Source organism: uncultured Maribacter sp., assembly GCF_947500985.1.
Taxonomy (GTDB): Bacteria; Bacteroidota; Bacteroidia; order Flavobacteriales; family Flavobacteriaceae; genus Maribacter.
The window spans coordinates 221963-241825 of the sequence record NZ_CANMTX010000003.1; the positions used below are offsets into that span (position 1 = coordinate 221963).

The window sequence follows — 19863 nt, forward strand, 5'->3', positions numbered from 1 at the left end:
ATCAATTTAAAACTAAAAAAGAAGTGCTAGTAGGGATATTTGTTTAATTTTAATCAACTAAAGTTACGTATTTCATGAGTATTGCAACGAAAGATATCACAATAGAAAAGGTAAAAACCTCTAAAATTGACCAAGTAGATTTTGACAATCTTGCTTTTGGATCTGTATTTTCAGACCACATGATGGTCTGTACCTATAAAAATGGTGCATGGGAAATGCCAACAATTACGCCTTACCAACCAATTACGCTAGATCCATCTTCGAAGATTTTTCATTACGGACAATCTATTTTTGAAGGCATGAAAGCATATAAGGATGAAAATAATGATGTCTACCTATTTAGACCATTAGAAAACCACAAGCGTTTTAATATTTCTGCGGAAAGAATGTGTATACCTCAAATTCCTGAAGATTACTTTATGGAGGGGCTAACTACGTTACTTAACCTAGACAAAGATTTTATACCTACTCAAGAAGGTAGTTCATTATATATAAGACCTTTTATGTTCGCTTCTGGAAATGGCTTTCATGCTTCACCAGCCGATGAATATAAATTCATTATCGCTTGTGCACCTTCTGGAGCATATTTTTCTGGTAAAGTAAAAGTACTTATTGAAGAGAAATATTCTAGATCAGCAAACGGTGGTGTTGGTTTCGCAAAAGCTGGCGGTAATTATGCTGGTCAATTTTACCCAACTCAATTAGCAGTAGCCAAAGGGTACAACCAAGTAATTTGGACAGATGACACTACCCACGAATATATTGAAGAAGCGGGTGCAATGAATATCTTCATTAGAATTAATGATACCTTATTAACAGGACCAACAAGTGATCGTATTCTTGATGGTATTACCAGAAAAAGTATTTTAGATATTGCTAAAGATCAAGGTATAAAAACCGAGGTTAGAAAAATTACGGTAAAAGAAGTTGTTGATGCAGCTAAAGATGGTTCTTTAAAAGAAATGTTCGGTGCGGGTACAGCAGCGGTTATTTCACCAATTGCCGGTTTCGGATTTAGAGATACAGATTATGAGTTGCCAGAGTTAGAAAATAGCTATGCACAACGACTAAAAAAAATTATAACAGATATACAGTACAATAAGTCTGAAGATAAGTTCGGATGGCGTTTTAAAGTAGAAGCATAAAAAAAGGGGGCGAATCGCCCCCTTTTTTATTTATCTAATATTACACCAATATTGGGTTTAGAATAATTAGGTCCTTTTAGCACCTTACCGTCTTCGCGGTAAATAGGTTTACCATCTTCGCCAAGTTTACTCATATTACTTCTTTGTATTTCATTGAACACCTCTTCAATTTTATACTGCATACCATGCTCTAAAATAGTACCGTATAATATATATAACATATCACCTAAAGCATCGGCAACCTCAACTAGATCATTATTCTGAGCTGCTTCAAAATACTCTTTATTCTCCTCATCCATTAAATTGAAGCGCAACGTATTTTTTGCAGCTCCTAAATCTGCTATCATGTCTTCTGAAACACCTAGACCAAAAGAATTATGAAATTCTTCTACTGCTTTGATTTTGTTTTTCATCTTTATTATATTGATTTCCGTTAGCTTTGCGTAAAAATATGAAATATGTTTAGCACCGGACAAATCATTTTTGCAATCGCTTTTGCAGTGATTTTCGCCATTATTATTGTCATCACATACAAAAAGGACTTTAAATTGCACCAAAAAAATTACAAAGGCGTTAAATGGATTGGTGTCTTCTTTACACTATTCGTAGTTCTTCTGTTATTTATAAAGTTTTTCCTAAAAGAATAGTTAATTTTTTTCCTACACCACAAAAATTAACATTTTCACAACAAAACACTGAATATCGTCGTTTAATATACCAAATACCGTAATTTTGCGTTATTCATCTATAAGGTGCAATATATTATGACGACATTTCTTACAATTTTCTTAGTATTAGTAGGTATTAACATTGCCTTGGTTGCGTTTAGCTTGATAAGTGTTTCTCAAAAATGGAAAAAACCATCTCAAAAATCAGTTAAACAACCAACTTCTGTAATCTATCCGTTAGATTTACTTACTACAAGCTACAAGAAAGCAGTTTAGTTTTTACCTTTATAAGGTATGAAACAATTTTTACTGGTTTTTTTAGGCGGCGGTTTGGGTAGTATCTTAAGATACTATATATCAAAAAACTTGAACGCCTACTATTCAAATTTTTATCTAGGTACTTTTTTAGTCAATATTGTTGGTTGTCTTCTTATTGGCATATTAATAGGTCTCTCTCTCAAGAACAATTACATTTCAGAAAATCAAACTTTATTATTAGCCACCGGTTTCTGCGGGGGCTTTACTACTTTTTCTACATTCGCATTAGAAAGCAACATTCTCCTTAAAGAATCTTCATTATTTCAAACATCCCTGTATATGGGCTTAAGTGTAGCGATTGGCATACTAGCCATATCTCTAGGACTATGGATTTGCAAAATGTTATAGATTTAACATTCACCATCCACTATTTTATTTTTATGCATTTTTTGAAGTATTTGCGATTTTATTAAACAATCGTCAAATAATTAGTTGTTTTTCTGACAATAATTCTATGATTATATATGAATCACATATCTAAATCCTAGGTATCTTCAATAAAATAACCCATAATTAGCAATACCCTAAAATTTTAGGGGTATATATTATGATACTGATAAAAATTTGCATTGATACCCTAATATTTTTAGGGTGAGAAATATTTTAACATATATTTGGCAATATTAAAAACTTATTCAAATGAAAAAAATCGAGGCAATTATCAGAAAATCAAAGTTTGACGATGTCAAAGAGGCGTTGCACAATATTGAAGTTAACTTCTTTAGTTACTGGGATGTAACAGGAGTAGGAAATGAGAAACAAGGTCATGTTTATCGTGGCATTTCATATAGTACAACGGACATACAACGAAGATATTTATCTATTGTAGTGTCTGATGACTTTCTTGAAAAAACAGTGAATTCTATTCTTGAATCTGCATATTCTGGTAATGTCGGCGATGGCAAAATATTTGTTTCTGATGTTCAAGAAGCGTACAGAATTAGAACTAAGGAAAAAGGATTGGCAGGAATTAACTAAACTTAAAAATAAACCACTCAAAAAATTATAAATATGAATGAAGTAACACAAGAATCGATGGACAAGGCTTTGGAAGCCATAAATGCCGACATGGGTGCATTATGGATTGTACTCGCCGGTATATTAGTCTTCTTTATGCAAGCCGGGTTTACTTTGGTAGAAGTTGGTTTTACCAGAAGTAAGAATACAGGAAATATTATCATGAAAAACTTAATGGATCTTGCAATTGGATCTCTTTTGTTTTGGGCCGTAGGATATGGTATCATGTATGGAAGTGATTTGGTATTAGGAGGATTATTTAGATCTAGCCCAACAGATCAAGGGTATTTCTTTTTTAGTGCAACAGACTGGTACAATTTATTCTTTCAAACGGTATTCTGTGCAACCGCAGCTACAATTGTTTCTGGAGCCGTGGCAGAAAGAACTAAGTTTTCTACTTATTTAATACTTTCAGCTGTCTTAACAACCTTAATATATCCAATTTCAGGAAGCTGGTACTGGCCTTTTGATGATGATGCATGGCTAAACACTGCAGGTTTTATTGATTTTGCAGGATCTTCAGTTGTACACGCTGTTGGTGGTGGTGCTGCCTTGGTAGCAGCTATAATGGTTGGACCAAGAATTGGTAAATATGTTGACGGAGAAGTAAAAGCTATTCCAGGTCATAATATGTTATTAGGATCACTCGGTGTATTTATACTATGGTTAGGTTGGTTTGGTTTCAACGGCGGATCTCAATTAGCTTGGGGTGGCGATGATACTATAGCGGCAGGTAGTGTAATAATAAATACTAATTTATCTGCAGCCATCGGTGCTATTGCAGCACTTTTCATGACTTGGTTAAGATATGGAAAACCTGATCTTTCAATGACTTTGAACGGTGCACTTGCTGGTTTAGTTGGTATAACCGCTGGTTGTGGAGCAGTAAACGCATGGGGCGCAATTGCCATTGGTTTAGTTTGTGGTTTAGCTGTAGTACTTTCTATTGAACTATTAGATAAAAAATTAAAGATAGATGATCCTGTTGGAGCAATTTCTGTACATGGTACATGTGGTTTTCTTGGTACTGTATTAGTAGGGATCTTCGCTTTAGATGGTGGTCTATTATACGGTGGCGGAGCAAGCCTTCTTTGGGTACAAACTTATGGTTCTCTTGCCTATATTCTTTGGGCTGCCTTTGGAACATTTGTTGTGTTATTCATCTTAAAGAAAACAATCGGATTACGTGTTTCAAAACAAGATGAGATCGAAGGTTTAGATCTTACTGAGCATGGATTAGAAGCTTACCCAGAACACATCTCAAACGATAAATAACAAAAAAATACGGAGCGTTTTGCAGAACGCTCCGTTACATAACCTTATCAATAAATCACTCAAATTAATTCATCCCCAAAGGGATAAAAATCAAAATTTATGAAAACGATTATAAATACAAAGTACGTGAAAAATATTTTCGCAACAGGTCTTATGATTTTTGCAGCTGCTGGTGTAGTAGCTCAAGAAGAGGAAGAAGAGAAAAAAATAAGCATTAGTGGTTCTGTTGATGCTTATTATCAAACAAATTTAAGCGCCTCAGATGCTACTCCTCAATCTTTTGGCAGCTCTTTTGCAAACGAATTAGGTTTTGCTTTAGGTATGGCAAACTTTGTTGCTGCTTATGAAGGCGAAAAAACAGGTGTTGTCGCTGATGTAGTTTTTGGACCAAGAGGAGATGAAGCTGTTGGAGGTTATAATCTAAATCAACTTTATGCATACTGGAATGTATCTGAAGGTACCACGTTAACTATGGGTAGATTTAATACTTATTTAGGTTACGAAGTAATTTCGCCAGTAGGTAACTTTAACTACAGTACTTCATACTTATTTTCTAACGGACCTTTCTCGCACGTTGGTTTAAAAGCTGATTTTGCACTTTCAGATGATTTTAGCTTAATGTTAGCTATAATGAACGTAACTGATACGAACAATAACTTAACTGGTGCTTACTCTGCAGGTGCTCAATTAGGGTATTCAGGACAGTACCTGAACTTCTACTACGATGGTGGTGAAGCTTTAGGCTTTGAAATTGACTATACAGGTGGTTTTGATCTTTCTGAAGATCTTTTCTTAGGAATAAATGCAGCTTATGCTGATAACGATGGTGCAGGTTTCTCAGGTGTAGCGCTTTATCCACAATACGCAACTTCAGATGATTTCTCAATAGGTTTAAGAGGTGAATACTTTGCTGTTGATTTAGATGATCCTGCAATTGACAACCCAAGTGTATTGGGATTAACTTTAACAGGTAGCTATTCAGTAGATAACTTAACAATTAAGCCAGAAATCAGATTAGATTCTTGGGGTAGTGATGTTGAGCCTTACTTCGATGCAGATGGTGCAGCTTCTAAAAGCTTATCTTCTTTCTTAGTAGCAGCTGTTTACTCTTTCTAAGTAGTTAATAATATTAATGGTTGATTTTATAGTTTAAGTTTTAAAACCTCGGCAATACCTGCCGAGGTTTTTTTATTTTTGCACCCTAGTGATCAAATGCCTTCACCCCAGCTTTTATAGCAGTATTTAAATTATTTACTGCTGGCACCAAAGGGCAACTAAATTTCTTGTTATAAGCACAGTACGGGTTATAGGCTTTATTAAAATCTAAAATAATTGTATTACCATCCGGTATTCTTAAATCTAAATAACGACCACCACCATAAGTTTCTTCGCCGTTCGTATTATCAGTAAAAGGCAAAAACAAATAGTCTTCGTATTTATCTTGAGTAATTAAATCCGGAGATTGATAAATTTCCAATTCATGCGCTTTTCCATTAATAGAAAACTTTGCAATAGCATAAACAACCTCTGTAGACTCTCTATCAGTTGTAGTCGGCATTGAAAATGGCAATGCTTCAGGTGTTCTAATAAATTCCGCCTCAATTACATAATTAGTATCTGGAGCAAAGAAATCTAAAGTTTCAAATTTAATTCGGAAACGATCTGCTAACGGAGAAGTTTCAGGGTCCTTAAATTCAGCATTTAATTCCTTTTGAAACAATAAAATATCAGCTAATTTATCTGAAGTTACGGCAGATGTTATATCATTCTTTACATCATGATATTTCTTTTCTTGTCCGCATGAAACAAACATTCCTAAAACCAAAACAGCAATACATAATCTCATATCTCTAACTTTACCTTTCAAAAATACAATTTATTCATTGTACCTTTTTTTACATATAATCGTACTTTAGAACCTTATACTTTTTAAATATGAAATTTACCTATATTTTACCGCTATTTCTAATCATCTTATTAAGCTGTCAAGAGAAAAAATCTACAGTTGAAACAGAAATAATCACTGAAGATATTAGAATAATGCCCGAGCTAAATCCTGAAAGTTACAATGTTGCTTTCCTGATAATGGATGGTACTTTCAATACTGAATTTACTGCACCTTTCGATATTTTTCAGCATACTAAGTTTAGAGAAGGCATAAAGGCTATGAATACTTTTACCGTTGCAAATACCTTAGAACCTATAACCACTTTTGAAGGTGTCCGTATTCTACCAGATTACGATTACACGAAAGACGATTTACCTCAAATAGACATATTGGTAGTACCAAGTGCTGAGCATTCAATGGATAGCGATTTGAATGACACAGCTATGATAGATTTCATAAAAAAGGTTGATAAGAGCGCCTTGTATATGACTAGTCATTGCGACGGAGCATTCCCTTTGGCAAAAGCGGGAATTTTAGATTCGGTTGCTTCAACGACTTTTCCTAGTGATGTTGAAAATTATAGAAAAATGTTTCCTAACCTAAATATAAAAGACAATGTACTATTCGTTCACGACGGAAAATATATAACCTCTGCAGGTGGTGCAAAAAGTTTTGAAGCTGCACTATACTTATGTGAAGTTTTATACGGAAAAGAAATTACCAAATCTCTAGCTAAAGGTTTAGTTATTGATTGGGATGTAGAAAAAGTACCACATCTTACTGTTCAATAACATCATATCTGGCACCTTTCAGGTACTTTTCAATCATCTCGTTAAACTCAGGCATAATTTTAAACAATGATGTATGTTCAATAGCATATAACTCCTGCTTATCCGAGTATCCGGTTTTTAAAAGTTCTTCTAAGTAGAATAATGCCGTACCGTAATCTTCCATTTTAGAACTAGCAGATATCACATTTAAGTAACCTTCATGTTCTAATGGAGCCGTAATGGTTTTTATCATGTATAGTAAATTTAAAGCCTCCCAATCTACCTTTTCATCTGCAGCTATAAAGTCGATATTATCAGAGACCAAGGCATTAATATACCCTCTTAACCTACTTGACATTTGGCGTTCAAACAAGTTAGAACTCTTATCTAATTTATTCAATTCTTCCATCTGAAAATTCCACCAACCTAAGTTTGCATAGTTATAAGAAATAATATCTTCTTCCAAGTAATAACTATAATCCTCTTTAGTAAACGATTCTTTTAAAAAGTAGCTGTTTTGACTTCTATTAGCCTGCCTAAAAGAAGTACTACGTTTTAGAACTTTTTTAGAAGACTTTAGAGAATCTAATTTCATTAAAGGATAGAAAATTTTCTCCATATCTGACATTTGATACGTCGCTAAAAGTGGTTTCTGGTTTGACACACTATTATTTACATCTACCAAAAACTCATTGTATGAACTTTTTATTAAACTATCGTTTCGTTCTAAATAGCCCTTTGCCATACTAGTCAATGTTAACATTCTAAATGCCTTCGCAATAGTTTCTTTTTCTGGAAGATTTCTAGCTCCATCAAACACCAATAACTCATTTGGGAATTTTAATTTATTTAGCACCTGCTTAGTATTGTACATAGAGGTAAAATTATAATCTGACCTATTGACCAAACCAATAAACTGAAAAGGTTGTTTCGTATTCAAAATTTCTACATTACCCACAGATGCCCCAATAGAAATAACACCTTTTATTTCTCGAATGAAGGTTGGTAAAATAGATGCGAACATTGCACCGCTATCAAACCCTGCAGTATATGTGCGATTTTTTGCGGTAGGTATTGTATTGAAAACAGCATTAAACATTCTATTCGCAATAAGTACGTTTTCAGATATAGCGAGTGTATCACTAAGATTATTAGAACTAGCCAACACATAGCCTTCTTGTTCTGCTGCATTAATCAATATTGACACCGCTGCCTTTCCCTTCCCCTTTAAATCCATCACAAAAGCAACAGGCCAAGGTCTATTAACCTCAAAATTAGAAGGTAAATAAAGTGAGTACGTTTCATTTACAGTATCATTTACAACTAAATTCTCTGTAATGGCACCTCTCAAAAGTCTAAGCTCTTGAGAACACACAACCGAAGAAATTAAAACGAAAGCAAGGAGTAGTATTTTTTTCATCATTTATTTCACATCAAAAATCTAGCCAAAACAATTATCAATAAACAGTCTTTTGAAATTGATTTACAAATTACTTAAAGCTAGTTAAAACAATTGAATTAAAATTCTATTTTATCTTATGCATTGGCGCATTTGAAATAACCTGCGATAAAACAATATGTGTTCTGGTTTCTCCATATTGAATTAGTTGATCAATAAACTTTTCTAGATGAAACTGATCTTTTAAAACAACTTCCATAACAATATTCTCATTTCCGGTAATTCGATAACAGTTTATAACCTCTTCTAAGGTAAGAACCACAGACAAAAACGGTTTTAATTTTCCCATAAAAGCCCGCAATGTTATAATGGCTTTTAGTTGATGACCTGTCAGCGCATGAGACACTGTAGCCTTATAGCCTTGTATAATACCAAGGTCTTCCATTTTCTTAACACGTTCTGCAACTGCAGGTGCCGTTAGTCCTACGGTTCGACCAATATTTGCAAATGATTCTCTAGCATTATTTTGCAATTGTTTTAGTATTTTCCAATTAAGCTCGTCTATCTTTGGATTCAAAAGTTTTTTAGTTTAATTTTTTATTATCAAAGGCAAAAATACGAATTACGTTTGTATTCGATAGAAAATTTACAAATAACTAACGTAATTTTATGTGACGCTAATTACACCCCACATAATGGCATATCGAAGTTTAAAACATTTACCTATTTATAGGAAAGCATTGGAACTCTGCACCATGAGCAGAGAGATTGCGTCGTATGTATCTTTCAATAAAGATCTAATGCGTCTTTGCGAATCAAAGAGTCTTAGAGATATAATGGCCAATTCTATTTTAACTGATTCTATTCTTATACCTCAAAAAATAGCACAAGTAGAATATTCTAATTGTAGCAATGAACGTTTAGAAACCATTTCTTACATCAATATTATCATCAGAAATATCAACTCATATTGCATGGGTTTAGAGAAGCATGGTGTTAAAGAAACGGAGTATATTAATCTTCTTAGAAAAGAAATTAAGAGTTTTAGAAAGTCTTATAAAGTTTGGAAATCTGAACACTCCTAATCAATCTAAATTCTTCCCAAATTACAAGTTATAGCAGCCATTTTAAGAATTATGGGCTATTTTTGATGCTATAATTAGAATTCCATTGAAAACAACAATTTTAATCCATTGTCCGGATCAAGCAGGTATTATATGCACCGTAACCGGATTTATTAGTAAAAACAAGGGCAACATCGTTTACCTTGACCAGCATGTAGACAAACCAGCTAACGTATTTTTTATGCGTACTGTCGTGGAGTTTGAAGAGGACTTCACTGACCTAGAACATTTTAAAATTCTTTTTCAAAAAGAGTTAGCTTCTATGTATAACATGCAATGGAGTATTCATACAGACGATAAATTACCTAAAATGGCCATTTTCGTCTCTAAGTACAAACATTGTCTTTATGACTTATTAAGTAGGTATCGCTCGGGTGAATTATCTGTAGAGATACCTTTTATATTAAGCAATCACAATGACCTAAGACATATAGCCGATCAGTTTAACATACCTTTCTTTCATGTTCCTTTTAATAAAGAAAACAGAGTTGAAGCAGAGAAAGAACAATTGGCTCTGTTAGAAAAGTATAATATCGACTTTATCGTATTGGCTAGATATATGCAAATCGTTAGTGGAACACTTATCAACAAGTTCCCTAATAAGATTATAAATATTCACCATTCATTCTTACCAGCATTTGCAGGAGCAAAACCTTATCACGCAGCTTTTAAAAGAGGTGTAAAAATTATCGGTGCAACTAGCCATTATATAACAGAAGAACTAGATGCAGGTCCGATCATTGAGCAAGATGTCACTACGGTAACCCACTCCCACTCCATTGAAGATTTCATTGGAAAAGGTAGAGATTTAGAAAAAATAGTGCTTTCACGAGGTGTAAAGCTACATATTGCACGTAAAACGATGGTGTACAACAATAAAACGGTAATATTCTCGTAACTAAAGTAAACCCAATTTAAATTATATTTTAATGATAAAAAAAATAAGCTTAGCCATATGCATGTTACTAGCTGTTTCATGTGCAGAATTACAACAGGTAGTAAATCAATTACCAACTTCTACAGAAGGCGTTTTAAGTAACGATGCCATTGCAAACGGATTAAAAGAAGCATTAGACCTAGGTATTGAAAAACAGGTTAGCAAACTAACTGCAACTGACGGTTTCTACAAAAATGAGTTAGTAAAGATACTCTTACCTGAAGATTTACAAAAAGTAGATAAGACCTTACGTGATATAGGTTTAGGTAGCTTAGCAGATGAAGGATTAAAAGTTTTAAATCGTGCAGCTGAAGATGCTGTTTCTGAAGCAACTCCAATTTTCGTGAATGCTGTAAAAGATATGTCTTTCGTAGATGCGAAGAATATACTTTTAGGAAGCAACGATGCAGCAACTTCTTACTTAGAAACAAAAACGAATACTGAATTGTATGCAAAATTCAATCCGGTAATAAATGAGTCTTTCAAAAAAGTAGGTGCAGATAAAATTTGGAGCTCGATTATTACAAAATATAATGCTATACCACTTACAAATAACGTAAATCCTGATTTAACAGATTATGTTACTGAAGAAGCCCTTTCAGGTGTATATAAAATGATAGCTGTAGAAGAAGAAGAAATCAGAACAAAGTATTCATCTAGAACTACAGATGTGCTAAAAAAAGTATTCGCACTACAAGATAAAAAGTAGATTTTTAACAACCTTTACAATAACTTAAAAAGTTATGCGTTAAAAACTAAAGAACAGTATTAAAACATTCATTTTCAATTTTTTGAGTTAGTTATTTTTTTGAGTTAGTTAGTTAAAACCGGTGGGAGCATCGGTTTTTTTTGTTTTAGACTTTTTCAAAGAACGAAAAATCTAATACTACATAATTAAAGATTCAATTAACCTTGTTGCGCTAAATAAGCCACCACCTTCTCATTAAAAAAATTAGGTTGTTCTACATTGACTACGTGACCACAATCTTCAACTACTATGAGCTCAGAATTCTGATGAGATTTTGCTATTTTACGAATGCTAGGCAAAAACAGATAATCTTCTTCACCCATTACATAAAGCGTAGGTATTTTAATATCTGCAGATCTAAAAAATTGCAGTAGCGGATTAATCTCTGACGTAAGTTTAAACCAACGAATAAATTCTTTTTGATACAACTTTTTAGCTTCTCGTACAAAGAGCAATCTAGACTCCCGGTGGTTCTTATTCGGCATTATAATAATGGCAAAGAATTTATATAGCCATAAGTAAGGTATCACCGTTTTAAAAACAACACCAAGTTTTATAAGTATTTGAGAACGTAAATTTAGTTTCATTATAGCACCGCCCATAACCATACTCTCTACTCGCTCAGGGTGATTTTCTGCTAAATTTCTAATAAGTATTGTACCTAACGAAATACCAACAAAGTGCGATTTCTCAATTTTCTCATGATCAATAACCTCAACGATATCATTGGTGATTACATCAAAAGTATACTTTTCATCAAAAACATTCTTAAGGCTAGGCTTAGAATTACCGTGCCCTCTCAAATCTAAAAGCAACACATTAAAATGCTTTTTAAACTCTCGAATTTGCTTATACCAAATAGAAGAACTACCACCTGCACCATGCACAAAGGTGACCCATGTAGTAGAAGTTTTATGTGGATATGTTATATAATGAAGCAAATTGAATGTTTAATTGAAATTCAGTTAATCTACAATGTATTAATTCTTTTTGACATAGCATTTAGTAAAATCAAAATTCAGGTAAAACAACCTCTCTTTTATGTTTTAATCTGCATAGTTGTTAAAAAAAAGACATATTACCTATTAATTAGATGTATAGCTCAACATACCCACGTCCAAAACTTGATTCTGAACGTATATTTGTAAGAACATAAAATTAGTATAATGAACAAGCAGTATTGTAAGGTAGGATCGGTAACACCAATGGAAGCAAATAATGATATCATCAGCTTATTAGAATATCAATATCAGACTTTTTTGGAAAAAGCTTCAAACATTCAGACAAATACTCAATTAGGTGAGTTTTTCGAATTAAAAGCACAGAGAATAAAAAGAAATTTAGAAGATTTAGTTTAATCTTTCTAATTCTATTTTCATAGCTTCTTGCAATTCTTTAGCCTTAGATTTGGCAGCATCTGCAAAATCTTCTTGATCAGAAGCATATATTATTCCGCGTGAAGAATTAATTAGTAGACCAATATCTTTGGTCATACCATACGTACATACATCTTTTAAATTTCCGCCCTGTGCGCCTACACCAGGCACCAATAAAAAGCTATTAGGCACTATCGCACGAATTTCTTTTAGATATTCAGCCTTTGTAGCCCCTACCACATACATTAAGTTCTCAGCACCTTCATATGTTGTAGAAACAGATAGTACTTCTTTATAAAGTTCTACCCCATCTATCTTTTTTGTTTGAAAATCAAAAGCTCCTTCATTTGAAGTTAGTGCAAGTAAAATGGTATGTTTATCCTTAAAGGCTAAAAATGGCTCAACAGAATCACGCCCCATATAAGGAGCTATAGTTATGGAATCAAAATTTAAATCTTCAAAAAATGCCTTCGCATACCTTGTAGAAGTATTCCCAATATCTCCTCTTTTAGCATCTGCTATGGTAAAAATTTCAGGATGATTAGTATTTAAATATTTAATTGTTTTACGTAAAGCCGACCAACCTTGTACTCCATAAGCTTCATAAAAAGCTATGTTAGGTTTATACGCCACACACAACTCATGAGTAGCATCTATAATAGCTTTATTGAAAGAGAAAATAGGATCTTCATCTTCCAATAAAAAAGCAGGAATTTTTTCTAAATCGGTATCTAAACCAATACACAAAAAAGATTGTTTTTTATGTATTTGATCCACTAACTCTTGAGTAGTCATAAATTAAAATATCTCAGAGGCTTCCCTCAATTTCTCGGTATTCTCTACAAAACTTAATTCGTCTATTATTTTTTGAATATCACCATCAATAATATTGGACAAATCATATAAGGTAAGACCTATTCGGTGATCGGTAACTCTACCTTGTGGGTAGTTGTATGTTCTAATCTTTGCAGACCGGTCACCACTGCTTACTTGAGAATTTCGCTTAGCAGCATCTTCTTCTTGTTTCTTTGCCAATTCTAAATCGTACAATCTAGAACGAAGTACTCTAAAAGCCTTGTCCTTATTTTTATGTTGTGATTTTTGATCTTGACATTGCGCTATCAATCCGGTTGGTATGTGCGTTAAACGAACAGCAGAATATGTTGTATTTACAGACTGACCACCAGGACCAGAAGAACAGAAAAAATCAATTCTTACATCTTTAGGATCTATTTGCACATCAAATTCTTCAGCTTCAGGCAAAACCATAACCGTAGCTGCACTAGTATGAACTCGACCCTGTGTTTCTGTTTGAGGTACACGTTGAACACGGTGTACACCAGCTTCAAATTTTAAAGTTCCATAAACATTAGTACCAGAAACCTCGAACTGAATTTCTTTATAACCTCCACTAGTACCTTCACTAAGGTCGATTACATTAGTTTTCCATCCTTTAGATTCACAATATTTAGTATACATTCTAAAAAGATCACCTGCAAAAATACTAGCTTCATCTCCACCTGTTCCTGCTCTAATTTCCACTACTACATCTTTTGCATCTTCTGGATCTTTAGGAATTAGCATTAACTTAATATCCTCTTCAAGTGCTGGCAAACCACCTTTAGCCTCGTCCATTTGCATTTTTGCCATTTCAAGCATTTCTGCATCACTACCGTCAGCAATAATCTCTTCAGCTTCGGCAATATTATTGGTGAGCTCAAGATACTCTTCTCGCTTATCCATTAAATCTTTAAGATCTTTATATTCTTTTGTGAGTTTTACATATTTCTCTTGGTCAGATATAATATCTGGCTGAATTATAAGGTCTGAAACCTCATCAAAACGTTGTTTTACTATATTTAACTTGTCTATCATATGCTTACTTCACTTGTATGGCAAATTTACAATAAAATTACAGACACACTAAAGCGATTATTATGGTAAGAATTAAAAAATGAGAAAGTAATTCCATATAAATGAAATCTAATTAAGCAATATGCCATTGCTTTTATGCATTTTATTGTTGCTATCCACAATAATTACCTCTGTATCGCCTAATTGATTAATTAGAGCTAGCCCTGCATCGAGACCCATTACAAATATTGAAGTAGCTAATGCATCTGATGTTTCGGCACTTTTTGCAAAAACTGATACACTATTGATACCCGTAGCCGGATACCCCGTTTTAGGGTTTATAATATGGGTGTATTTTTCATTACCTGATAATATAAAATTACCGTCGCCACCAGTGGTTGCAACAGAAGATTCTAAAATAGGAATCCACGATGATATACCGCCTTTCTGATCAGGGTTTACGACGCCAATAAGCCACTTATCGCCCGTTACTTTTGTACCCCAAGTAGTAATATCACCATCTATATTGATGATACCCGCTTTTACCTCATTAGAAACTAATAAGGCTTTTGCCTTATCGGCAGCAAAGCCTTTACCTATGCCGCCAAAAGAAATTCGCACTCCTTTTTTATTTAGATAAACTGTTTGTTCTTTACTATTTAGTATAATATTTTTATACCCAATTTTACTCTTCACCTCATTTATCTCATCTGAAGATGGCATAGCCGCCATAGAACCATCAAGTTTCCAAATATCATTTAAGGTTGTAAATGTAATATCAAAAGCACCATTGGTTATTTCAGATAATAGAATAGATCGCTCTATTAGTTTATACAACTCCCAGCTAACCGGTACAGGTTTAATTCCTGCATTTTTATTCACCAAGCTTGTTTCAGATTCTTCGTCCCAAGAAGAAATAAGTTTTTCTATTCTTTGTACTTCTGCCAATGCCTCTTGGATATAAATATACCCAAGCTCTTCATCTTCGGAGATTACTGTAATATCAAAATCACCGCCCATTACCTCGTACGATTTTTTAACCGATACGTATTCTTTCTCTTGACCATACGCAAAGCAGGTCATTAGACATAAAATTAAGACATAAAATTTCTTCACTTACTTTCTCTATTTGGTGGTAAATATTGACATAAAGAATAAATAAGTTAGGTTGGTGTAGTTATGGTTTATGAATTAGTAGCGTGATGTTTATTCAAAAACACGCAATATAGATTCCTCTAGGCTAGTTTTATAAATTTTCAATGCCTTAGAAGTGCTATTCGGAATTTCATTTAAAGGCGTACCAGTTTGAGAAAATTTAGACCCGTGAACATCACAATAGAATATACCACCATCTTGATCTACAAATCGTACTTGATCATATTGCTCATGACTACAAATCTGAGTTGCGGCAACAAATTCACCTTCTAAATTTTTAACGACGACGACAAGATTTTTAAGAATGAATCCGCCATTTTCCGCGAGATTGGAAGCTTCATCAGAAGTAAGGTCTATTGTAAAATCGATATTTGTGGGCTGAGCAATGATATCACCTTCTACATCACTGTCTTTTGAACAGCTCCCTAGACAGGGAAAAGTAATTGCAAATGCTGCACCGGCACCAAGTGTTCGTAAAAATTTTTTTCTTTCCATAGCAAGATAGGTTTATACAAAAAGAACGATTTATTTACCCTAATCGTATGTGCTAATACACAAAGGTTCCATACTTACCTGAAATTGTTAGTTTTTTCGAATTTGAAGCCTCTACCCTACCGATAATTTTAGCATTTACACCAAAACTTTTCGAAATTTCAATAATATCATTTGCTACATCTTCAGGAAGATAAAACTCCAATCTATGACCGCAATTGAACACTTTATACATCTCTTTCCAATCCGTACCAGACTGTTCTTGAATGAGTTTAAACAATGGCGGCACATCAAATAAATCATCTTTTACCACATGTAATTCATCAATAAAATGAAGAATTTTAGTTTGCGCTCCTCCACTACAATGAATCATTCCATGAATTTCATCAGAACTATATTTTGAAAGTATTTTTTTAACGATCGGTGCATAAGTTCTCGTTGGCGACAATACTAATTTACCTGCATCGATAGGCGAATTCTCAACTGTATCGGTCAACTTAACATTACCAGAATAAACAAGATTTTTAGGCACTTCGGCATCAAAACTTTCAGGAAATTTCTCCGCTAAGTAATTCGAAAAAACATCATGGCGTGCAGAAGTAAGTCCATTACTACCCATTCCTCCATTATACTCCTTCTCATAATTGGCTTGACCAAAAGACTCTAGACCAACAATGACATCACCTGCTTTAATATTGGCGTTATCAATAACATCAGTTCTTTTTAATCTAGCAGTAACGGTAGAATCCACAATAATGGTTCTCACCAAATCGCCAACATCTGCAGTTTCACCACCAGTAGAGTGTATGGTTATACCAAACTCACCTAAATCATTGATCAATTCTTCTGTTCCATTAATAATTGCCGAAAGCACTTCTCCCGGAATTTTATTTTTATTTCTACCTATAGTAGAAGAAAGCATAATATTATCAGTTGCCCCAACACAAATAAGATCATCGATATTCATAATCAATGCATCTTGAGCAATACCTTTCCACACAGAGATATCTCCGGTTTCTTTCCAGTACATATATGCTAAAGAAGATTTGGTACCCGCACCGTCTGCATGCATTACCAAGCAATATTCTTCATCTCCTGTTAAATAATCAGGAACGATTTTACAAAATGCCTTCGGAAAAAGACCTTTGTCAATATTTTTTATCGCATTGTGTACATCTTCTTTTGAAGCTGACACGCCGCGTTGCTGATATCTTTCACTGCTTGATGTGGACATAATTTAGATTTGTGACAAAAATAAGGGAATCATTAAAACTGATACTGCTGTTCAGCTTAATATTCCCTCAATTTTTTCAATTATGAATTTAACTTATTGAATAAATAATAATTCTCTATACTTGGTTAACGGCCATAAGTTGTTATCCATCAGCTTTTCTAGTTTATCACTATGCAACCTAATCTCAACAAAATATGGTTTAACATTATGGCAATAGGCTTCGGCTTTCTTCTTCGTGTCTTTTAAAGAATTTGCTTTTTTACGTGCATCTGCCATAGCATCTACCATTTTTTTAATACTTACCACATGCTCCGCTATCTCTTCTATCATAGTCAATTGTCCTTCAGAGAATTTTTTATGCGCAGCCCCATAAATTTCTTTTAGTCCGGATACATTTTTAATCAACTCGTTTTGATATTTTAATGCTGCAGGCATAATATATCCATAGACTAATTCATTATATACCCTACCTTCTATCTGTAGATGCATAATATAATTCTCTAAATCTACCTCTTGGCGAGCACTAACTTCAACCTCGCTCATTACTTTCATTGACTCAAGTAAGGCAAGACTATTTTTTGATGTCAATACCTCTAGAGCTTCTGGTGTATTTCTATTATTACTTAATTTTCTTCTTTTGGCCTCGTTCTCCCAGTCAGAGCTATAACCATCACCATCAAAACGAATTCTTTTAGATGTTTTAATATATTCACGAAGCACATTAAATACGGCTTCGTCTTTTTTCAAGCTCTTCTTATCTATCAATACATCGACCTCTTTTTTAAAATCTTTTAATTGCTTCGCAACTATAGTATTTAAAATGGTCATTGGCTTGGAGCAGTTCATTTTTGCTCCCACACCACGCATCTCAAACTTATTGCCCGTAAAAGCAAAAGGCGAGGTTCTATTACGATCAGTATTATCCATCAATATTTCAGGAATTTTACCTACTACATTCAACTTCAGCTCCGTCTTTTCTTCAGGAGATAATTTACCCTTAGAAACACCTTCAAGTTCATCTAATACATTACTTAACTGTGAACCTACAAAAATTGAAAATATAGCCGGCGGTGCTTCATTGGCACCTAAACGATGGTCATTCCCTGCCGATGCAATTGAAGAACGTAATAGCTCTTCGTACGTATCTACCGCTTTAATAGTATTGATAAAAAAGGTTAAAAATTGAAGATTTTTCATTGGTGTAGAACCTGGACTCAATAAATTCACTCCAGTATCTGTTGCTAACGACCAATTGTTATGTTTACCAGAACCATTAATACCAGCAAAAGGTTTTTCATGAAAAAGAACCTTAAGTTGATGCTTATCCGCAATCTTATCCATTACATCCATCAATAACAGATTATGATCAATGGCAAGGTTCGCTTCTTCAAAAACAGGAGCCAATTCGAACTGATTCGGTGCAACTTCATTATGCCTCGTTTTAACAGGAATACCCAATTTGGTACATTCCTTTTCTAAATCGCTCATGAAACTTAACACACGACTCGGTATAACCCCAAAATAATGATCATCTAACTGTTGCCCTTTTGCAGGAGTTTCACCAACCAAAGTACGACCGGTCATCATAATATCTGGTCTAGAATGTGCAAGGGCTTTATCAATTAAAAAATATTCTTGCTCCCAACCTAAAGTAGCGTTTACCTTAGTTACGGTTTTGTCAAAATATTTAGCAACAGCTGTAGCCGCATCATCAACCGCACCTAATGCCCTTAACAATGGAGCTTTATTATCTAAAGCTTCACCTGTATAAGAAACAAAAATAGTTGGTATACATAATGTGGTACCATAAATAAAAGCAGGTGATGATGGATCCCAAGCAGTATATCCCCTTGCCTCGAACGTATTTCTAATTCCGCCACTTGGAAAACTAGAAGCATCTGGTTCTTGCTGTACTAATTGACCACCACCAAATTTTTCTAATGCCGTACCATCTGGCAAAAGATCAAAAAATGCATCGTGCTTTTCTGCTGTAGAACCAGTTAATGGTTGAAACCAATGTGTATAATGAGTAGCACCCATGGTAATTGCCCAGCCCTTAATAGCTTCGGCCACTTGATCTGCAATTTTTCGATCAATTTTAGATCCTGTAACCATAGCGCCTTTTAAACTCTCTAAAGCATCTTTAGTAAGATATTGCAACATTTTTTTTTCGTTGAACACGTTGATACCGAACAATTCAGAACGTCTTCCTTTCTCCTCAATTGCAATACTTTTTCGCTTCTGACTTTCGGCTATTGCATTAAATCTTGGTGATTTCATATATGAATACATTGTTAATTTGACAAAATTACGTTCAATAAATATAAATATGATAAAATACCCGATAAAAAATAGGGGTAGATAACAATAAATTTAATTTTTCAACATTAACCCCCTAAAAAAACGTAAGCAAATCATAAAAAACATATTTTTGTTTGTCTTTTATTAAAAATTAACGAACAT

The 19863-nt window shown here is 33.9% G+C and carries 22 protein-coding genes; 11 read left to right on the forward strand and 11 right to left on the reverse strand.

From position 1 onward, the window contains the following. Nucleotides 1-74: 74 nt before the first annotated feature. Nucleotides 75-1145, forward strand: coding sequence for a branched-chain amino acid aminotransferase (locus Q0871_RS07385; protein ID WP_299320510.1), 1071 nt, complete (start codon nucleotides 75-77; stop codon nucleotides 1143-1145). A gap of 26 nt (nucleotides 1146-1171) precedes the next feature. Here Q0871_RS07385 and Q0871_RS07390 read toward each other — a convergent pair whose 3' ends face one another. Next, nucleotides 1172-1558: a nucleoside triphosphate pyrophosphohydrolase family protein gene (locus Q0871_RS07390; protein WP_299320513.1), complete on the reverse strand. Its 387-nt coding sequence runs from the start codon at nucleotides 1556-1558 to the stop codon at nucleotides 1172-1174. Nucleotides 1559-1909: 351 nt separating this feature from the next. Between Q0871_RS07390 and Q0871_RS07400 the strand changes: the two genes are divergently transcribed. The 5 genes from Q0871_RS07400 (at nucleotide 1910) to Q0871_RS07420 (ending at nucleotide 5539) form a co-directional block, all read left to right on the forward strand. Beyond that, the gene (locus tag Q0871_RS07400; protein ID WP_299320518.1) at nucleotides 1910-2089 is read left to right on the forward strand and encodes a hypothetical protein; all 180 of its coding nucleotides are present in this window, start codon (nucleotides 1910-1912) and stop codon (nucleotides 2087-2089) included. 18 nt (nucleotides 2090-2107) lie between these two features. Then, complete coding sequence (gene crcB / locus Q0871_RS07405) at nucleotides 2108-2479, forward strand: fluoride efflux transporter CrcB (RefSeq protein WP_299320521.1); 372 nt, start codon at nucleotides 2108-2110, stop codon at nucleotides 2477-2479. Between the two features lie 291 nt (nucleotides 2480-2770). Then, a complete protein-coding gene (locus tag Q0871_RS07410) occupies nucleotides 2771-3109 on the forward strand; it encodes a P-II family nitrogen regulator (RefSeq protein WP_299320524.1) in 339 nt (112 codons plus the stop codon). Between the two features lie 33 nt (nucleotides 3110-3142). After that, nucleotides 3143-4423, forward strand: coding sequence for an ammonium transporter (locus Q0871_RS07415; RefSeq protein WP_299320527.1), 1281 nt, complete (start codon nucleotides 3143-3145; stop codon nucleotides 4421-4423). Between the two features lie 99 nt (nucleotides 4424-4522). After that, nucleotides 4523-5539 carry an outer membrane beta-barrel protein gene (locus Q0871_RS07420; RefSeq protein WP_299320529.1) on the forward strand — a complete coding sequence of 339 codons (1017 nt, stop codon included), beginning with the start codon at nucleotides 4523-4525 and terminating at the stop codon, nucleotides 5537-5539. An 85-nt stretch (nucleotides 5540-5624) separates the two neighbouring features. On the opposite strand, the gene Q0871_RS07425 is transcribed toward Q0871_RS07420, so the two are convergent. Beyond that, nucleotides 5625-6269, reverse strand: coding sequence for a DUF1684 domain-containing protein (locus Q0871_RS07425; RefSeq protein WP_299320532.1), 645 nt, complete (start codon nucleotides 6267-6269; stop codon nucleotides 5625-5627). 89 nt (nucleotides 6270-6358) lie between these two features. Here Q0871_RS07425 and Q0871_RS07430 point away from each other — a divergent pair, with 89 nt between their 5' ends. Continuing rightward, entirely contained in the window at nucleotides 6359-7102 is a 744-nt protein-coding gene (locus tag Q0871_RS07430) for a DJ-1/PfpI family protein (protein ID WP_299320535.1), read from the forward strand. Here the strand turns inward: Q0871_RS07430 and Q0871_RS07435 are convergent. After that, complete coding sequence (locus Q0871_RS07435; RefSeq protein WP_299320537.1) at nucleotides 7089-8501, reverse strand: alpha/beta hydrolase; 1413 nt, start codon at nucleotides 8499-8501, stop codon at nucleotides 7089-7091. The two genes, Q0871_RS07430 and Q0871_RS07435, sit on opposite strands and share 14 nt — an antisense overlap. Before the next feature lie 106 nt (nucleotides 8502-8607). Further along, entirely contained in the window at nucleotides 8608-9057 is a 450-nt protein-coding gene (locus Q0871_RS07440; RefSeq protein WP_073243226.1) for an Lrp/AsnC family transcriptional regulator, read from the reverse strand. Between the two features lie 178 nt (nucleotides 9058-9235). On the opposite strand from Q0871_RS07440, the gene Q0871_RS07445 reads away from it, so the two are divergent. The 3 genes from Q0871_RS07445 (at nucleotide 9236) to Q0871_RS07455 (ending at nucleotide 11250) form a co-directional block, all read left to right on the forward strand. Then, a complete protein-coding gene (locus Q0871_RS07445; RefSeq protein ID WP_244534027.1) occupies nucleotides 9236-9565 on the forward strand; it encodes a hypothetical protein in 330 nt (109 codons plus the stop codon). An 85-nt stretch (nucleotides 9566-9650) separates the two neighbouring features. Further along, nucleotides 9651-10502 (forward strand): formyltetrahydrofolate deformylase, encoded by an 852-nt coding sequence (gene purU, locus Q0871_RS07450; protein ID WP_299320548.1) that lies wholly within the window; start codon nucleotides 9651-9653, stop codon nucleotides 10500-10502. Nucleotides 10503-10533: 31 nt separating this feature from the next. Next, nucleotides 10534-11250, forward strand: a complete 717-nt coding sequence (locus Q0871_RS07455; protein ID WP_299320551.1) for a DUF4197 domain-containing protein — start codon at nucleotides 10534-10536, stop codon at nucleotides 11248-11250. Nucleotides 11251-11447: 197 nt separating this feature from the next. Here Q0871_RS07455 and Q0871_RS07460 read toward each other — a convergent pair whose 3' ends face one another. Next, nucleotides 11448-12230, reverse strand: coding sequence for an alpha/beta hydrolase (locus Q0871_RS07460; protein ID WP_299320552.1), 783 nt, complete (start codon nucleotides 12228-12230; stop codon nucleotides 11448-11450). Between the two features lie 225 nt (nucleotides 12231-12455). On the opposite strand from Q0871_RS07460, the gene Q0871_RS07465 reads away from it, so the two are divergent. Next, nucleotides 12456-12647, forward strand: coding sequence for a hypothetical protein (locus Q0871_RS07465; RefSeq protein ID WP_299320554.1), 192 nt, complete (start codon nucleotides 12456-12458; stop codon nucleotides 12645-12647). On the opposite strand, the gene pyrF is transcribed toward Q0871_RS07465, so the two are convergent. The 6 genes from pyrF to Q0871_RS07495 form a co-directional block, all read right to left on the reverse strand. Then, nucleotides 12639-13460, reverse strand: a complete 822-nt coding sequence (pyrF, locus tag Q0871_RS07470; protein ID WP_299320556.1) for an orotidine-5'-phosphate decarboxylase — start codon at nucleotides 13458-13460, stop codon at nucleotides 12639-12641. The genes Q0871_RS07465 and pyrF overlap by 9 nt on opposite strands. Nucleotides 13461-13463: 3 nt before the next feature. Beyond that, nucleotides 13464-14540 carry a peptide chain release factor 1 gene (prfA, locus tag Q0871_RS07475; protein ID WP_299320559.1) on the reverse strand — a complete coding sequence of 359 codons (1077 nt, stop codon included), beginning with the start codon at nucleotides 14538-14540 and terminating at the stop codon, nucleotides 13464-13466. Between the two features lie 108 nt (nucleotides 14541-14648). Next, nucleotides 14649-15602, reverse strand: coding sequence for an FAD:protein FMN transferase (locus tag Q0871_RS07480; protein WP_299320562.1), 954 nt, complete (start codon nucleotides 15600-15602; stop codon nucleotides 14649-14651). A gap of 123 nt (nucleotides 15603-15725) precedes the next feature. Next, complete coding sequence (locus Q0871_RS07485) at nucleotides 15726-16169, reverse strand: ubiquinol-cytochrome c reductase iron-sulfur subunit (protein WP_299320565.1); 444 nt, start codon at nucleotides 16167-16169, stop codon at nucleotides 15726-15728. 52 nt (nucleotides 16170-16221) lie between these two features. Beyond that, a complete protein-coding gene (locus Q0871_RS07490) occupies nucleotides 16222-17400 on the reverse strand; it encodes an AIR synthase related protein (protein ID WP_299320568.1) in 1179 nt (392 codons plus the stop codon). 93 nt (nucleotides 17401-17493) lie between these two features. Continuing rightward, on the reverse strand, nucleotides 17494-19680 hold the full coding sequence (locus Q0871_RS07495) for a glutamine synthetase III (protein WP_299320571.1): 2187 nt from the start codon (nucleotides 19678-19680) through the stop codon (nucleotides 17494-17496). Nucleotides 19681-19863: the final 183 nt, after the last annotated feature.

Excerpts from the sequence above, each read along its gene's own strand:
- Q0871_RS07385 (WP_299320510.1), top strand. The coding sequence starts at position 75 with ATGAGTATTGCAACGAAAGATATCACAATAGAAAAGGTAAAAACCTCT.
- Q0871_RS07390 (WP_299320513.1), bottom strand. The coding sequence starts at position 1,558 with ATGAAAAACAAAATCAAAGCAGTAGAAGAATTTCATAATTCTTTTGGT.
- Q0871_RS07400 (WP_299320518.1), top strand. The coding sequence starts at position 1,910 with ATGACGACATTTCTTACAATTTTCTTAGTATTAGTAGGTATTAACATT.
- crcB (WP_299320521.1), top strand. The coding sequence starts at position 2,108 with ATGAAACAATTTTTACTGGTTTTTTTAGGCGGCGGTTTGGGTAGTATC.
- Q0871_RS07410 (WP_299320524.1), top strand. The coding sequence starts at position 2,771 with ATGAAAAAAATCGAGGCAATTATCAGAAAATCAAAGTTTGACGATGTC.
- Q0871_RS07415 (WP_299320527.1), top strand. The coding sequence starts at position 3,143 with ATGAATGAAGTAACACAAGAATCGATGGACAAGGCTTTGGAAGCCATA.
- Q0871_RS07420 (WP_299320529.1), top strand. The coding sequence starts at position 4,523 with ATGAAAACGATTATAAATACAAAGTACGTGAAAAATATTTTCGCAACA.
- Q0871_RS07425 (WP_299320532.1), bottom strand. The coding sequence starts at position 6,269 with ATGAGATTATGTATTGCTGTTTTGGTTTTAGGAATGTTTGTTTCATGC.
- Q0871_RS07430 (WP_299320535.1), top strand. The coding sequence starts at position 6,359 with ATGAAATTTACCTATATTTTACCGCTATTTCTAATCATCTTATTAAGC.
- Q0871_RS07435 (WP_299320537.1), bottom strand. The coding sequence starts at position 8,501 with ATGAAAAAAATACTACTCCTTGCTTTCGTTTTAATTTCTTCGGTTGTG.
- Q0871_RS07445 (WP_244534027.1), top strand. The coding sequence starts at position 9,236 with ATGAGCAGAGAGATTGCGTCGTATGTATCTTTCAATAAAGATCTAATG.
- Q0871_RS07455 (WP_299320551.1), top strand. The coding sequence starts at position 10,534 with ATGATAAAAAAAATAAGCTTAGCCATATGCATGTTACTAGCTGTTTCA.
- Q0871_RS07465 (WP_299320554.1), top strand. The coding sequence starts at position 12,456 with ATGAACAAGCAGTATTGTAAGGTAGGATCGGTAACACCAATGGAAGCA.
- pyrF (WP_299320556.1), bottom strand. The coding sequence starts at position 13,460 with ATGACTACTCAAGAGTTAGTGGATCAAATACATAAAAAACAATCTTTT.
- prfA (WP_299320559.1), bottom strand. The coding sequence starts at position 14,540 with ATGATAGACAAGTTAAATATAGTAAAACAACGTTTTGATGAGGTTTCA.
- Q0871_RS07480 (WP_299320562.1), bottom strand. The coding sequence starts at position 15,602 with ATGACCTGCTTTGCGTATGGTCAAGAGAAAGAATACGTATCGGTTAAA.
- Q0871_RS07485 (WP_299320565.1), bottom strand. The coding sequence starts at position 16,169 with ATGGAAAGAAAAAAATTTTTACGAACACTTGGTGCCGGTGCAGCATTT.
- Q0871_RS07490 (WP_299320568.1), bottom strand. The coding sequence starts at position 17,400 with ATGTCCACATCAAGCAGTGAAAGATATCAGCAACGCGGCGTGTCAGCT.
- Q0871_RS07495 (WP_299320571.1), bottom strand. The coding sequence starts at position 19,680 with ATGAAATCACCAAGATTTAATGCAATAGCCGAAAGTCAGAAGCGAAAA.